Genomic DNA, 16,919 nt, shown 5'->3' on the forward strand with positions numbered 1-16,919 from the left:
GTCTCATTGGCAATGAATAATTTATCGTTGACTTACAGCAACAGTGCCGAAAAAAATAAAGGACAGGAAGCATTTAATGTTCCTGTCCTCTCCGAATAAATTCAATAGTATTGAAAAGCATTATTGGCAATTTATCTAAAACAATCTCCTACCGCCGTTTCTTCTTTAATTGCAGGTAATCCAAAAAGTAGATGACTTTGAGGGAAAGGTTATTGTTTTGATCAGATTGAAGCGTGTTTTGCAAATTATCAAAGTAGCTGTTGTCTACGATGTTTGAACTGTGAAACGTAGCGTTTTTCCATACGGCATTGAGGAAACTTCCCGGCGCAAACTGCCACGTATAGACCATATCGATATTGAAATAATTGACGTTTCGGTTCAGATTGTCAGTCAGTTTAGCGTGAGGGCTTAAGGCACCATTGGTCATTAACGCAAAGAATTCTTTGTTATTGACGGTACTTGCGTAATGCCTTGCTCTGAAAGTCAGCCCCATTTTGTTGGTAAAACTGTATTTTAAATTGAGCACGTTATCAATCGTATTTACCTTACGGAGCGCCAAAATGATACTGTTGTCGGGCAATGTGGTGGTATAACCGATGCCACGAGGGCGGGGTTCAAAGCCAATGCGATGGTTGATGGATATTTTACTGTTGAAACGATAGGTTTGACCTATGTACAGATCAAGTCCGTTGACATTGTAAAAATCAATGAACATCCGTTCATACGCTTCCACCGTAAACGAGTACTTTTTAGCGGCATTGCTTTCGATCCAACCGCCAACAGTTGCGCTTTTTCCTCTTTTGTACATGTATCCAATCCTACGCGGTTCGTAAAAATCATGCTCTTCGGGACGGTAATTCAGCATGACGCCAAACCAAATCAATTTTTTGGTTTGGGCATTGATATTAACCTGAATCCGAGAGTTTTGATATTTGTCGGCAATGTTTCCAATGGGTGAAAACAATGAACTGACGCTGGAATTCAAATTGAAGAACAGCCGATTGTACCAACCTTTCGGCTCGGTGTAGCGATAGCCGACGTACAAACTGTGATTGATGAAATTGTTGTTGGTGAAATACCCCAAGTCGTTGCTGTTAAATTTGGTATCGGTCAATTCCTGTCCCAAACTGAACGTAAATCGTCCGCTCGTTTTTCCAAAGCTCAACGTGTGTCTATATCCTACAACGTTTGGACTCGCTGCACTTTTAAAGTTCAAATGGCTAATAGCGGCACTACCTGCCAAATTGTAGGTATTTTTCTTATCAAAAAAGCTAAACAGACCTGCACTTACATTCGCATTGTAGTTACTGTTTCCTCTGATGACGCTTGTGTTGACAAAGCTGACGCTGGAATTGTACTTAAAGGTTTGATCCAGCACTAAAATATTGTAATTGGTCATCGGGTCCGTTTCAAAACGGCGGGTTTGACCTGTTTCGATGTTTTCGATGGTGGCATATTGCGGCCGCGTAATAGCATTCAGAATACCGATTCCGAGCCCGTTTTTGGTACGACCTGAGATTTTAGACGCATTGATCAGTTTTGATTCAGTCGGGTTATTGACAATTTCTTCATTGGCACTCAGGGCATTGGCGGCATTGCCTAAGTGAATGGGCGTACCGCCGATGCGTCGGGAGTAAAACAGATTGCCTTTGTTGAAAAGCTCTGTACCCTCGGTAAAAAAAGACCTGTTCTCATTGAATTTTACTTCAAACGGCGTAAGGTTCAAGACCCGGTTATCGCTCTGTACCTGCCCAAAATCAGGAATCAAGGTAGCATCTAAGGTAAAAGCCTGATTAAGACCCAGTTTTAAATCAAGGCCGCCGGATACTTGATTCGTCCAGTTTTTTTGCCCGGCTTCGTTAATTGGAAAGTGGTTGGCATATACCGAAAAATACGGCGAAAACTGTAGCCTGAGCGGAGGTTTTATGTTGGTGATGCCTGTCCAGGACCCTTCTTGGGTCAGAAAACCGTTGACATTGGGATTTATGGCATTCCAAGTGTATTGTTGCTCGGTTTTACGGCGACGGCGCGTAATATTCAGACCCCAATTTTGTACTTTATCTTTGCTGAAACGAATGGCCGAGTAAGGAAGAAAAATCTCAAACGACCAGCCTTTGTCGTGTACCACCACGGCACTTTTCCAAACCGCATTCCAACTGAAATCTTCCCCTCCGTTGTCATTGTCTGTGTTGGACGTCATTTTTGCGTCCCATTGTTCACCGAGAGGCGTGACGAAATACTCAAATCCGTTTAGTTTGTCATTATAGGTGTCAAAAATGATTCCGATATAATCATTCATGCCAAAACCATCGCGACCTTTCAATTCTTTCGAAATACTGTCAAGGCTTCTTTCAAAGCAGGTTCCTCCGAAGTAAATACCTTCATTATCGTACATTAAAAAGGTTTCGGTATGATTTCCCTGCTCTTCTTTGCGCCCGATGACGGGACGAAATTCTGTATAATCGTCGGCTTTGGCGGCGTCTTTCCAAGCCAAATCTGATAATTTTCCATCAATGACAACGGGCAAAGAAGTGCGTTGGGCAGGAAGTGTTTTAGGAATTAGTTGGCCCAAAGAATTGTACGAGGCAAACAAGAATAATGCAAAAGATAAACGCAGTAAAATACTGTTTTTCATAGGCTGTATGTGATGGCTGTATGAGCTTTGTTATAATGTGCAAAGCTATTTTAAATTTTCATGGAGGCCTTCTTAAATAATGTTAAAAGGCCGAAAATCTTGATTGAGAAGTATTTTTCAGTACCTGAAGAAAGACAGGTTATTTTGAAGAATGTTGCATTTGGAGGGGTATTTTTTGAGGGAACAGGGAGAATGGAGAACGGAACACGAAGAAGGAATTCCTTTCTCCGTGTTCCGTTCTCCGTTTTTTTATAGAGATTCGCTACCCCGACGTTCTCCGTGTTCCGTTATTCCTTTTTTCGATTTTACTCCGATTTCAACGACTTCACGGGATTCATCAATGCTGCTTTTATGGTTTGATAACTTACTGTCAATAAAGTAATTGATAAAGCTCCAATACCTGACACGGCAAAAATCCACCAAGAAATTTCGGTGTGGTATTCATATTTTTGAAGCCAATTGTTCAGGAAATAGTTGGCCATCGGTATGGCTATCAGGCAGGAAATAATGACTAATAACACAAAATCTTTGGAAAGCATTTGCCATAAATTCAAGACCGAGGCGCCCAACACTTTGCGAATGCCAATTTCTTTGGTGCGCTGCTCGGCTGTAAAAGTGGCGAGCCCAAATAAACCAAGGCAGGAAATGAGAATAGCCAAAACGGCAAAGAAAGTAGCCAACGTACCGATACGTACTTCGGTAGCAAACTTTTTGTCAAACTCTTCATCCACAAATTTATAGTTGAACGGTTCGGTCGGATTGTATTTCTTAAAGACCGTTTCGATTTTGCTCAGTGCTTCTTTAGGATTCACCGCCGGATTTAATTTGAGATTGGCAACGCTTGCATAATTTGGATTGATAAAAAAGACGGAAGGCCGTGCCGAAACATAAGGAGACTCCATGATCATGTCTTTGATGACTCCAATGACGGTGAACTCTTTTTTATCCCAACGAATGATTTGGCCGATAGGGTTTTTTAGATTCATAAATTTGGCGGCAGTCTCGTTCAAGATGAGCGCAGACGAATCCGAAGGAAATAATTTGGAAAAATCCCGACCTTCCATAAACTGCCAACCAACCGTTTTTCCGTAGCCATACGACACGCCGGGAACAGGAAAATTCACAGATAGATTCGGGTCTTTGCCTTTCCAATCAAAATTTTGACCTGTCCACAACACCTTAGTGGCGGGCATTTCTGACTCGGCCATTTCGGTTACTGCACCGGATTTTATCAGTTCATCTTTAACCACATCAAAATGTTGGTGAATATCCTGACTGATCATTTCGACCATGAGCAATCCTTCGCGGTTGTAACCGATTTGGCGATCTTGGGCAAATTGCACCTGATGGAAAACGACGATGGTGCCGATGATCAATGTGATGGAAACTGTAAACTGCACAACTACTAACGCCTTGCGGGGAATGGTTGCAAAACGCCCTGCCCGCATAGTACCTTTTAAAACTTTTACCGGTTGGAATGAAGATAAATAAAGCGCAGGATAGCTCCCTGCAACGAATGCTGTAAGCAGACAAAAACCAATTCCAATGAACCAAAACAGCGGATTTGTCCATAAAACAGAAACTTCTTTATTGGCAATTTCATTGAAAAAAGGCAAAATGAGCTGAATCAACAAAAGCGAGAACGCAAAAGCAAACACTACTACAAACAACGATTCTCCAAAAAACTGAGCAATCAACTGCCTACGCAGCGAACCAACGGCTTTGCGAATTCCCACTTCTTTGGCGCGTTTTTCGGAGCGAGCCGTACTCAAATTCATAAAATTGATACAGGCCAGCAGCAACACAAACACGCCGATAATGCCGAAAAGCCACACATTTTCGGCATTTCCGCCTGCGATCACGCCATTTTTAAAGGTTTGGTGTAAGTGCCATTTTTTCATTGGAACCAACAGCAATTCGGGATTGGATTGCGTTTCAGCCTTGCTGATCTTATTCAATAAAATAGGTTTTATGCGTGCGGAAGCGGAAGTAATAGTGGCATTATTGGCCAATTGCACAAAAACTTGGGAAGAATTTCCGTTCCAATTATTCTGCTCGTCTTTTAACCAAGGTTGCAGCGCCCAAGGCACCAGAAAACTTACTTCGGCAAAGGTGGAATTGGCAGGGAGATCTTCATAAACGCCCGTGATTTTTACATCATGCTCATTGTCTAACTTCATGATTTTGTTGATAGGGTCTTCGCTTCCGAAGTAAGCCTTGGCAACCGATTCAGAAAGCAGAATTGAAGCAGGTTCTTTCAAACCTTCGCGATTGCCTTTGAGCATTTTCAACGTGAACATTTCCGTTGCCTCCGGCTCAATAAAAAAACCCGATTTTATGAATTTGGTATCACCATACGCCAACACATGAGCCCGATTAAAAGACGACATGACGGCATATTTGAAATCACCGGCGTAATTGGTACGAAGTTCCTGGGCCAACGCGACAGGAAGATAAGGCCACGTATTTACTTCGCCGTTCATGTTATTGGTAAAACCCACCTGCGCAATTTGGTCGTAGTTCTTATGGTACTTGTCAAAAGACAATTCATCATAGATCCAAAGTCCGATCAACATAGTTACGGTCATTCCGGCCGCCAAACTGCTGATGTTAATGAGCGAATAAACCTTGTGTTTCAATAAATTACGAAAGGCGATTTTGAAATAATTGCGTAGCATCATTTTGTTTTTTTGTTGATGTGCAAGGGCAGGCCTTGCGTCTGCCCGGTTACGTCGAAAATGTTGATTTGAGCGGAGGCAAACGGGCAGACGCGAGGCCTGCCCCTACAGTTACTCCGATTTCAATGATTTCACCGGATTCATCAAGGCCGCTTTAATGGCCTGAAAACTTACGGTTAATAAAGTGATAATCAAAGCGCCTGCGCCGGCCAATACAAAAATCCACCATGAAATCTCGGTGCGGTATTCGTATTTTTTTAGCCAATCGCTGAGAAAATACCACGCAATCGGCGCAGAAATAAGGCAGGAAATAATAACCAGCAGTACAAAATCTTTGGACAATAATCCCCAAAGATTAGGAACGGTAGCACCAAGCACTTTGCGAATACCGATCTCTTTGGTGCGCTGCTCAGCCACAAAAGAGGCTAAACCAAATAAGCCTAAACACGAAATGAAGATAGCCAATGCCGCAAAAATGCTCGCGAGCTGACCAATCCGCTCTTCGGCCAGAAACTTGCGTTCGTATTCCTGATCGGAGAATTTATAGTCGAAAGGACTTCCCGGATTGAATTTTTGAAATACCGCTTCTATTTTTTTCAGCGATTCGCCGGCGCTCAATGCAGGATTTAATTTGATATTGATAACACCCGCCCAATTGTAGTCCATCATGAAAACGGTTTGGTAGACGGGTTCAAAAGGAGAACCCATGACCATATCCTTTACAACGCCCACAATTTGAAAAGGCTTTCCGTTCCATTTCATGATTTTGCCTACCGGATTTTTCAATCCCATATAACGAACGGCCGTTTCATTGAGAACCATTCCCGACGAGTCAGTGGAGAATTTACGGGAGAAATCTCTTCCCTGCACAAATTGCCAACCGACGGTTTTGCCAAAATCATGCGTGACGGCAATGGTCCCGAAGCTGTCTTTAAAATTGGGGTCTTTCCCCTCCCAGTCAAAGCCGCCGTTTTGGGAGTTTAGATTAGTAGCCGGCGCAGAAGAAGTAGACATTTCTATGGCTCCGTCGCTTGCTAAAAGAGCATCTCTGAGTGTATTGTAATTTCTGTATAGTTCGGGGGTATTCATAGTAACTGTAATCAGTCCGTTACGATCATAACCAATTGGGCGATTTTTGGCGTACTGGATTTGACGGAAAACAATGGTAGTTCCGATGATAAGCGTTACGGAAACGGTAAACTGAACCACAACCAATACTTTTCGGGGAACCGACGCAAAACGTCCCACACGGAAGGTGCCTTTCAATACTTTTACGGGTTGGAAAGACGATAGATAAAATGCCGGGTAGCTGCCCGCGATCAAACCCGTAATCAGGCTAAAGCCAATTCCCGCGAGCCAGAAAACAGGATTTGTCCAAAGCAGTGACAGTTTCTTGTCAGCCACTTCGTTGAAAAGGGGAAGCATAAGAAGAACCAAAAGTAAGGATAACACAAAGGCAAACGTTACCACCAACAGCGACTCACTGAAAAATTGGCTAATGAGTTGGGCGCGAACGGAGCCAACTGCTTTGCGAATTCCTACTTCTTTGGCGCGTTTCTCCGAGCGTGCGGTGGAGAGGTTCATAAAATTAATGCACGCCAACAGCAGCACGAATACGCCAATGATGGCAAACAACCAGACATACTGAATGCGCCCGTCCGGTTTACCCGTTTTATCCCAGCCCGTGTACAAGTGCCATTGACTCATTGGGTGGAGAAAGATCTCATTTTTAAAAACGGCTACTTCCGGAACGTGCTTTATTTTTACGCCTTTGATTTTTTCATTGATTGTCTTAAAATCACTATTGGGCGCAATCTGAGCCAGCATTTGCCAAGAGTTATTGTTCCATTCGGCGTTGTCTTGCGCGCGCTTTACCCAAGATTCTGACGAAACATACAAATCCCACGGTGCAATGAAGGTCATGTCTCTAAAATCGGTATTGTAAGGCAAATCTTCATAAATGCCCGTCACTTTTACGTTCAGCCTATTGTCGATCTTCATGATTTTGCCAATGGGGTCAGTATCTCCGAAAAGCGCCAACGCTACGGATTCAGACAATAAAATAGAATTAGGGTCTTTTAAACCGGCTCGAGTACCTTTCAGCATATTCAATGAAAACATATTGGGCGCTTCGGGGCTGAGATAATTGCCCATTTTGGTAAATTTCTTGTCGCCGTAGGCCAAAATATGTTCACGAGTCCAGGAAGACAAGATCACATGCGTAAAATCAGTGCCGTAAACAGTACGCAGTTCATTTCCCAACGGAAGCGGCATATGCCCTCCTGCTCCAAACTCTCCGTTAAACGTTCCGTTCTGCATCACTTTAGCAATGCGGTCGTAATTTTTGTGGTATTTGTCATAGGATAATTCATCCCAAACCCACAACCCGATCATCATCGCCACGGCCATTCCCGTAGCCAGACCAAAGATGTTAATGAAAGAGTAGCCTTTGTGTTTCAGCAGGTTACGAAAAGCGATTTTAAAATAGTTGCGTATCATAGAGGGGCTGTATGAATAAGAGGTTGAATAATGAGTATCGGATTGTGAGCTGATTCGTCGTTTCAGATAATAAGGGCGGCAAAAGCGCAGTACTTCAAACAGATAAAACAACCGGGCTTTTCGCTCTCCCAACTCTTCGGATTGAAGAGCAAATTGTTCATGGAGGTCTCCCAACAGCTCTTCGCGAAGCTCCGGGGGGAGAAACCATTGGACCAAGGCGTCAAGCCAAGCGGGTGGTTGGTGTGGCATGGCTCCTTTATTCTGATTTCAAACTTTTTACGGGATTCATCAAAGCGGCTTTGATGGCTTGGAAACTCACCGTTAATAGCGTAATTCCCAACGCTCCCAAAGCAGAAATTGCAAAAATCCACCACGAAATCTCAATGTGATACTTATAATTTGTGAGCCAATTGTTTAAATAATAATAGGCTATCGGCGAAGCAATAAGGCATGAAAGCAGTATCAATAACACAAAGTCTTTCGACAACATTTGCCAAAGGTTTACAACACTTGCACCAAGCACCTTGCGGATACCAATTTCCTTGGTACGTTGTTCGGCGACAAAACTCGCCATGCCAAAAAGCCCTAAACAGGAAATAAAAATGGCGAGTACGGCGAAAATGGCGGCCAGTTTGCCTATACGCTGCTCGGAGCTAAATTTTTTACCGTATTCATCGTCCACAAAATTGTATTGAAAAGGAGCCGACGGGATCAGTTTTTTCTGAACCGCCTCAATTTTTGCCAAAGCTTCACCGGCCGATAGATTTGGGCTGATTTTTAATTGTAATTGACTCAGATTATTCAGGTTTTTCTCTAACCAGTAAAACCCGATTTTTACAGGCTCATAAGGCGAATCAGCTACCAAATCACTTACTACACCTATAATTTGTCGATTTTGGCCCGATTCTTCATGCGTAATAAATTCTCCAACCGGATTTTTTAATCCTAAGTATTTTGCCGCCGATTCGTTGATAATTACAGCCGTCGAATCTGTAGCATACTCTTTTGAATAATCGCGTCCCTGTATTACTTTCCAACCGATGGTTTTACCGAAATCTTCATTTATCCAGCTTACCGAAAACGAAGACTCTGATTCGGGATTTTTACCTTTCCAACGAAACCCACCCCAATTACCCCAAATAGCCGTAACAGGCATGTCGGAAAAGGCAACATCACTTACAGCACCGCTGGCAAGCAATTCGGTTCGGAGTACTTCCTTTTTATTAGAGAAATTAGGGTCATCCATTGAGATACGTAGCAAACTGGAACGATTGTAGCCTACAGGACGATTTTGTGCATGTTTAATTTGCTGAAATACGATCACGGTGCCAATAATCAAAATTACGGAAACCGTAAACTGAACTACTACTAACACTTTTCGTGGAACAGCAGCATATTTTCCCAATCTGATGGTACCTTTCAATACTTTTATCGGCTGAAACGATGAAAGATAAAAAGATGGATAAAGGCCTGATAACAAAGCTGTTATTAACAAGAAAGAGACGCTTGCCAACCAAAAGTATACATTTCTCAAAGGCAGCTCAATCGTTTTATCAGCTAATTCGTTGAAAGGTGCAAGCGAAATAAAAACAAATAGTAGAGAAAGTACAAACGCCAGAAAAACCACCAAAAATGATTCGCTCATAAATTGGTTGATCAGTTGCATTTTTTGAGAACCGATTGCCTTGCGAATACCTACTTCTTTGGCTCTTTTTTCGCTTCTGGCAGTGGATAAATTCATGAAATTGATACAGGCCAGCAGTAAAACAAAAATGCCAACAATACCAAAAAGCCAAACAAACTGAATACGTCCATTAGTTGGAAATCCGTTTTTAAATTCGGAATAGAGATACCATTGACTCATCGGGTAAAGCCATATAGTGCTTTTATATTTTTTAGCATCAGCTTTTATTTCATCAGGTGAATCCTTTAAATACAAATCACGTATTGTAGCGTTGGCTTGTTCTAAGCTTACATTATCAGCCAATTGAACCAAAAGTCGTAGTGAAGAATTACCCCAGTTGTCTGCATTAACTCTGTATCCTTCATTATTAGCTCTGAGGTTTTCAAAATTTCCAATAAACCCAATGTCTCCAAGGGTAGAGTTTTTGGGAAAATCAGCATAAACCCCTGTAATTTTGCCATCTATTTTATTGTTGAGCTTAATAACCTGATTAATCGCATTCTGATTGCCAAAAAGCGCTTTGGCAGTAGATTCAGAAACAATGATAGACTGAATATCGGTCAAACTTTCTGTATTGCCGACGAGCATTTTTAATGAAAACATATCAATGGCTCCATTTTCAAGAAATTGCCCCGTTTTCGTGATTATTTTTTCACCGGCTTTTACAGAGTAGCCGCCTTCCCAAGGTAATAGCGACACGTGTTTAAACAGGTGAGCATAGTTGGTTTTCAGGATTTTTGAAACCGGTTGAGCTAAACTACTGCTACTTCCGGTTTCTTGTGATACCGGCCTTGTAAAACGATTGCGCACCATGGCAATTTTGTCATAGTTATTAAATGAATGGTCGTAACTGACTTCATCCCAAACCCATAGCCCAATCAACATAGCAACTGACATTCCTACTGCCAGTCCACCAACGTTGATAAAACCATACATTTTGTTTTTAAGTAGATTTCTCCGGGCGATTTTAAAATAGTTGCGTATCATAGAGGGGCTGTATGTGTAAGAGGTTGAATAATGAGTATCGGGCTGTGATGAGAATCGTCGTTTCAGATAATAAGGGCGGCAAAAGCGCAGTACTTCAAACAGATAAAACAACCGGGCTTTTCGCTCACCCAACTCTTCGGATTGAAGTACAAATTGCTCGTGGAGGTCGCCCAGCAGTTCTTCCAATAAAGCAGGTGGACAAAACAAAGCTAACAGCCGGTCGGCCCAATGCGGGGGAATGTGATGCTTTGCCATGGCTCAGGAAAGGGAAGGGTTAGGAATAGCATCCCAGAGTTCATTCCGAATTTGACGCATTTCGGCCAAGGTTCTTTTCCCTAAAGCCGTGATGCTGAATAAACGCTTTCTGCGCCCGCCGCGTTCGGCCGTAGCTCCTCCCAGTTCCGAGCATACAAATCCTTTTTCTTCCAGGCGGTACAAAGCGATATGTACCCCGCTCAGATTGATAAGACGGTTGTTGGTGCGTTGTTTGAGTTCGGCGGCAATCGTCACGCCATACGCTGTGTCTTCCAACACAGCAACGGAGAGTAAAACCAGTTCTTCAAATTCGCCTAAATAAGATCGGCCCATGCTTAATTTCAGAGATTTTCTATTTCATTATTATTTGCTAAACAAATAACTATGCCATCATTAAAACAGGCTGAAAACGAAGAATAAAGGAATAGTAGATGTCCGAAATCGTACAGAACTGTCCGTTGATGAACAGGCGTAACCTATCGGGTAGCCACGATGTGGCAATGCAGGAAAAAACGATTTTTGTGTCTACAAATAGGTAGCCGCTACGCGGCATAGAAAATCAATTCTTGTCGCGTAGTGGCTACCTATTTGTAGAAATTGATATTTCACAGCAAGGTCTTTATTATGCCACGTAGTGGCTACCTATTTGTAGAAATTGATATTACACAGCAAGGTCTTTATTATGCCGCGTAGCGGCTACCTATTTGTAGAAATTAATATTCCACAGCAAACCCCCTATTATGCCGCGTAGCGGCTACCTATTTGTAGAAATTGATATTCCAAAGCAAGCCCCTTATTATGCCACGTAGTGGCTACCCCACAAATTTGCTTTTTATTCGCTTCGCAAACTCTTCACGGGATTCATAAGCGCCGCTTTGATAGATTGAAAACTGACAGTCATTAAAGTGATCAGCAAAGCACCTGTTCCCGATGCAGCAAAAATCCACCAAGAGATTTGGGTACGATACTCGTATTTTTCGAGCCAATTGCTGAGAAAATAATAGGCAATCGGACTGGAAATCAAAAAAGAAATAATGACTAAGCCGACAAAATCTTTCGAAAGCAATCCCCAAAGATTAAGCACCGTAGCGCCCAGCACTTTCCGCACGCCGATTTCTTTGGTACGTTGCTCAGCCACAAACGACGCCAATCCAAACAATCCAAGGCAGGAAATGAGAATGGCCAGCGTAGCAAAGAAAGTCGCCAGTTTGCCGATACGTTCTTCGTTGCTGAATTTTTTATCAAATTCCTGATCGGCAAAACGGTATTCGAAAGGATTTTCGGGGTCGTATTTTTTGAATACTGCTTCAATTTTCGCCACTGCGTCGCTTGCGCTTATCTGCGGTTTCAATTTGATCGTTACCTGATTTATCCTCTTGTAATTGAGAAAAAAAATGGTTTGTTTGGCGGGATCATAAGGCGATTGGGTTACCAAATTTTTAACCACCCCGATTACCTTGTATTGCTCGGAATCGCCCCATTTGATGATCTCGTTGATCGGATTTTTTAAACCCATGTATTTTACGGCCGCTTCGTTCAGGATAAAGCCGGCGGTATCGGTGGAAAATTGTTTCGAAAAATCGCGGCCTTCTTTTAACTGCCAGTTTATGGTCTTTCCAAATTCGTGCGTAATACGCAGTGTAACAAACTCTTCCGCCATATTAGGGTCTTTTCCTTTCCAGGTAAAACCACCGTTGGTGACATACGTATCGGTAATCGGACTATCGGTAGCCGTCATTTCTTCTACCGCTCCGGTAGTTAGTAAGTCGTCGCGAAAGGTGGAATAATGCTTAATTATTTCATCCGTTTTAATGGAAGAGGTGAGGAGTCGGTTGCGATTGTAGCCGATGGGGCGATCTTTGGCAAATTGTATTTGGCGGAAAACAACCACTGTTCCTATGATCAAACTAACCGAAACGGTAAATTGCAAAACCACCAACACTTTGCGCGGAGCGGAAGCAAAACGCCCCAGTTTAAATGTCCCTTTCAATACTTTGATGGGCTTGAAAGAAGACAGATAAAGGGCAGGATAACTACCCGCAACCAGACCTGTAAAGAGGATGAAACCAATGCTCGTGAGCCAAAAGAAAGGATTGAGCCACAGAATGGTTATTTTTTTGTCTACCACATTATTAAAGAACGGAAGGCTGAGTTGTACCAAAAGCAAAGACAGGATAAAAGCAAAAATCACTACCAACAGCGATTCGCCAAAAAACTGCATGACCAACTGTCCTTTTACGGAACCTACAGCCTTACGAATACCGACTTCTTTGGCTCGTTTCTCACTTCTTGCGGTGCTCAAATTCATAAAATTAATGCACGCCAACAGCAGCACGAAGGCGCCAATGATGCCGAAAAGCCACACAAATTCGATGCGTCCGCCTGTATTTACACCGTTTTTAAATTCTGAGTACAAATGCCATTGAGCCATAGGAAGCAGGAAAATTTCAGGTTTGTATTTGGCCTCCTCCTGACTGATATTGTTTTGTTTTGCTTTCTTTATTTTTGACGAAACCTTTTCCGCAGTAGTATTATCCGCTATTTGGGCAAACATTTGAAACCAGTTGTTGCCCCAGGAAAGCCATTTTGGGAGATCTTTCGCCATCAAATCCCACGGAGCAATGAAGGATAAATTATTGAATGAGGAGTTATAAGGCAGGTCTTTATAAACACCCGTTACCTTCACATCCTGTTTATTATCAATTTTTATGATTTTATCCATTGGGTCGGCATCGCCAAAAATGTCCTTGCTGACGGATTCGGAAAGCAAAATGGAGTTGGGATCATTCAGTCCGGCGCGTGTTCCTTTCAGCATTTTCAGCGAAAGCATTTCGGTAACTTCCGGCCCCATGTAATTGCCGCTTTGCTTGATTTTTTTTTCGCCAAACGATAACAGGTGTTGTCCCGGAAAGCCGGAAATTACTACATGTTTAAAATTGTTGCCATAAACAGTTTGCAGTTCAGGCGCCAACTGCATAGGCACATTAGGCGCCGTTTGAATTTCCCCGTTGAAGGTCTGATTTTGCATCACTTTAGCGATGCGGTCATAGTTTTGGTAGTTTTTATTGACTGATAATTCATCCCAAATCCATAAGCCAATCAAAATGGCGACGGCCATTCCTGTAGCCAATCCAAAAATGTTGATAAATGAGTAGCCTTTGTGTTTCAACAGGTTACGAAAAGCGATTTTAAAATAGTTGCGTAGCATGGTCGGGCTGTAGATATAGGTTGTTGGATAATTGTTTTTTCGTTTTGCCAAAGGCCTCAATAATTTAAGTGCATTGAGCGCATAACGCCAATCTGCTTTTCGCTCACCGACAGTTTGTACCCAATAAGTGTACAATTCCTGTAAATCACCCTGCACTTCTTCCAAAGTGTTGGGGTCTGCCCACCATTCCAATAATTGGTCTGCCCAGCGCGGCGGTTGATTCCGTTTCATGGTTTATCATTTGAAAGTAGAGACACACCATTTTCGGTCCGCTGACGCGCAGTCCGCTGACGCGTAGTCCGACGCTTCGGCGTCTCTATAGTGACATTATTCAGATCGTAAGCTTTTCACCGGATTCATCAAGGCAGCTTTGATGGATTGAAAACTGACCGTGATCAAGGTAATGCTAACGGCCAAGATGGCCGTACCCACAAAGATCCACCACGAAATGTCTGTACGATACTCATATTTTTGGATCCATTTCTCCATAAAATAGTAGGCGATGGGCGCCGCGATACCGCAGGAAATAATGACCAACACCACAAAGTCTCCGGAAAGCAGCCCCCATAGATTCAAGACCGATGCGCCCAACACTTTCCGTACGCCAATCTCTTTGGTACGCTGTTCGGCCACAAACGATGCCAACCCGAAAAGCCCAAGGCAAGAAATGAAAATAGCGAGGGCCGAAAAGAAGCCGGCCAGTTGGCCGATACGTTCTTCGGAACGAAACTTGTTTTCATATTCCTGATCGGCAAATTTGTAGTCGAAAGGCGTGGTGGGAGCGTATTTTTTAAAGATAGTTTCGATTTTAGCTAATGCTTCGCTGCTTGAGGCTTGCGGTTTTATTTTAATGTCAACAACGTTGAAAGGCCGTTCTCGGTCATCTATCATGAAAACGGTTGGGAGAATGGGTTCGAAGGGTGATTTCATGACCATGTCTTTGATTACTCCGATGACTTTCCAGTTTTTGCCGTGCCATTTGACGATTTCTCCCACGGGATTTTTAAGCCCCATTTGTTTGATGGCAGCTTCGTTAAAAATGAACGCGGAGGAGTCCGTTGAAAAATTGGAAGAGAAATTTCGACCTTCTTTTATTTTCCAATCCACAACTTTGCCATATTCCGGATTGACCGAAATGGTCCCAAAAAGCGCCTGTATGTTCGGATCTTTTCCTTTCCAGTCCAAATTATTGGCTGATGACCAAATGCCCGTCATGGGGCTTGACGTCTCCGCTACTTCAGTCACCATATTGGTTCGTAGTAAATCATCCCGGAAGGCTCGAAAATGCGTGTGGATTTCCGGAGTAGTGAGAGGAATCATGAGTAAACCGTCTCGACTATATCCAACGGGGCGATTTTTGGCAAATTGAATCTGTCTAAAAACGACAATCGTACCGATGATCAATGTAACAGAAACGGTAAATTGTAAGACTAATAACACTTTACGCGGCACCGACGCAAAACGCCCTACTTTGAAGGTGCCTTTGAGTACTTTGACCGGTTGAAACGAAGATAGATAAAAGGCCGGGTAACTTCCCGCCACGATGCCCGTAAGCAAGGTAAAGCCGATGCCCAAAAGCCAAAAGAAAGGATTGGCCCACAGAAAAGCCATTTCTTTATCCGCCACCTCGTTAAAAGCAGGAAGAATAAGCAGAACCAAACTGATCGACAATACAAAAGCAAATGCCACGATCAGAAATGACTCACTAAAAAACTGCGCAATCAGTTGACCGCGAACCGAACCAATGGCTTTACGAATGCCGACTTCTTTGGCTCGTTTTTCACTTCTGGCCGTGCTCAAATTCATAAAATTAATACACGCCAACAGCAGTACGAAAATGCCGATGATACCAAACATCCATACAAATTCAATGCGTCCACCAATGCTCATGCCGTTTTTAAAGGTGCCGTACAGATACCATTGCTCCATCGGAAATAAGAAAAGAGCAGGTTTTGATGCATCTTTTGTATGCGCATAGACAGTATTTTTTATCCTGTTGTTGATGGAACTCAGGTTAGCGTTTGAATGCAGTTGAACGTAAATTTGAAACGAACTGCTGAACCAACTGTCGGCGGGTACCCCCTCCGGGAAAAGTAAATTGATCGGAGCAATGAAATTCAGATTATTAAAACGGCTGTTCTTTGGAATGTCTTTGTAGACGCCTGCTACCTGTTGTAAAAAAGAATTATTAAGCTTTATCGGCTTGTTAATGGGGTTAGTGTCGCCAAAAATAGCTTGCGCCATTGATTCACTCAGCAGAATGGCATTAGGGTTTTTCAACGCCGTTTGAGTTCCTTTTACCATTTCCAAGGATAGAAGTTCGGGTAATTGCGGGTCTGAAAAACAACCGATTTTGGTAAATAGCTTATCGTCCTGTCCAATGATCTGCTCAAATGTCATCGTTGCCGCTACATTTTTGAAATCGCTTCCGTAAGCAGTGCGAAGTTCATCGGCGAGCGGCATCGGCAAGGATTCAAAGGTGGCAATTCCATCGCTGATGTTCTGGTTTTCCATCACTTGCGCGATGTGGTCATAGTTTTTGTGGTATTTGTTATACGACAGTTCATCGTACATCCACAAACCGATCAACATCGCCACAGCCATTCCCGTAGCCAAACCGAAGATGTTGATAAACGAGTAACCTTTGTGTTTCAACAGATTACGAAAAGCGATCTTAAAATAATTGCGTATCATATTGGGGCTGTATATGTAGGTTTTGGGATAAATGGCTCGTTTGTCTTTGGCAAAAGGACGTAACAGTTTGATGACGTTGAAAATGTATTTCCAATCAGCCTTTCTTCGGCCGACGGTTTGCACCCAATGCGAGTATAATTCCAATAAATCACCTTCCACTTCTTCTGAAGTGTTGGGGTCGCCCAACCAATTTAGTAAAGCGCTAGCCCAGCGCGGCCCAACGCTTCGGGGTGGTTGCCTATCAGTCATAGATTTCTGATTTATGTAGAGACGCAAAAT

General features: G+C 42.9%; 7 protein-coding genes. All 7 read right to left on the bottom strand.

Translation table 11 applies throughout. The annotated features are described in order from the left end of the window. Positions 1-148 precede the first annotated feature (148 nt). The gene (locus ACQY73_RS20850; protein WP_428654516.1) at positions 149-2,635 is read right to left on the bottom strand and encodes a DUF5916 domain-containing protein; all 2,487 of its coding nucleotides are present in this window, start codon (positions 2,633-2,635) and stop codon (positions 149-151) included. Positions 2,636-2,940: 305 nt separating this feature from the next. Then, entirely contained in the window at positions 2,941-5,316 is a 2,376-nt protein-coding gene (locus ACQY73_RS20855) for an ABC transporter permease (RefSeq protein WP_428654518.1), read from the bottom strand. 108 nt (positions 5,317-5,424) lie between these two features. Then, on the bottom strand, positions 5,425-8,061 hold the full coding sequence (locus ACQY73_RS20860; RefSeq protein WP_428654520.1) for an ABC transporter permease: 2,637 nt from the start codon (positions 8,059-8,061) through the stop codon (positions 5,425-5,427). 7 nt (positions 8,062-8,068) lie between these two features. Further along, entirely contained in the window at positions 8,069-10,738 is a 2,670-nt protein-coding gene (locus ACQY73_RS20865; protein ID WP_428654523.1) for an FtsX-like permease family protein, read from the bottom strand. A gap of 3 nt (positions 10,739-10,741) precedes the next feature. Beyond that, positions 10,742-11,071, bottom strand: coding sequence for a PadR family transcriptional regulator (locus ACQY73_RS20870; protein ID WP_428654526.1), 330 nt, complete (start codon positions 11,069-11,071; stop codon positions 10,742-10,744). Between the two features lie 499 nt (positions 11,072-11,570). Beyond that, complete coding sequence (locus tag ACQY73_RS20875) at positions 11,571-14,177, bottom strand: ABC transporter permease (RefSeq protein ID WP_428654529.1); 2,607 nt, start codon at positions 14,175-14,177, stop codon at positions 11,571-11,573. 96 nt (positions 14,178-14,273) lie between these two features. Then, complete coding sequence (locus ACQY73_RS20880) at positions 14,274-16,889, bottom strand: ABC transporter permease (protein WP_428654531.1); 2,616 nt, start codon at positions 16,887-16,889, stop codon at positions 14,274-14,276. Between the last annotated feature and the right edge of the window lie 30 nt (positions 16,890-16,919).

This window comes from Runella sp. (assembly GCF_965279615.1).
Lineage (GTDB): Bacteria > Bacteroidota > Bacteroidia > Cytophagales > Spirosomataceae > Runella.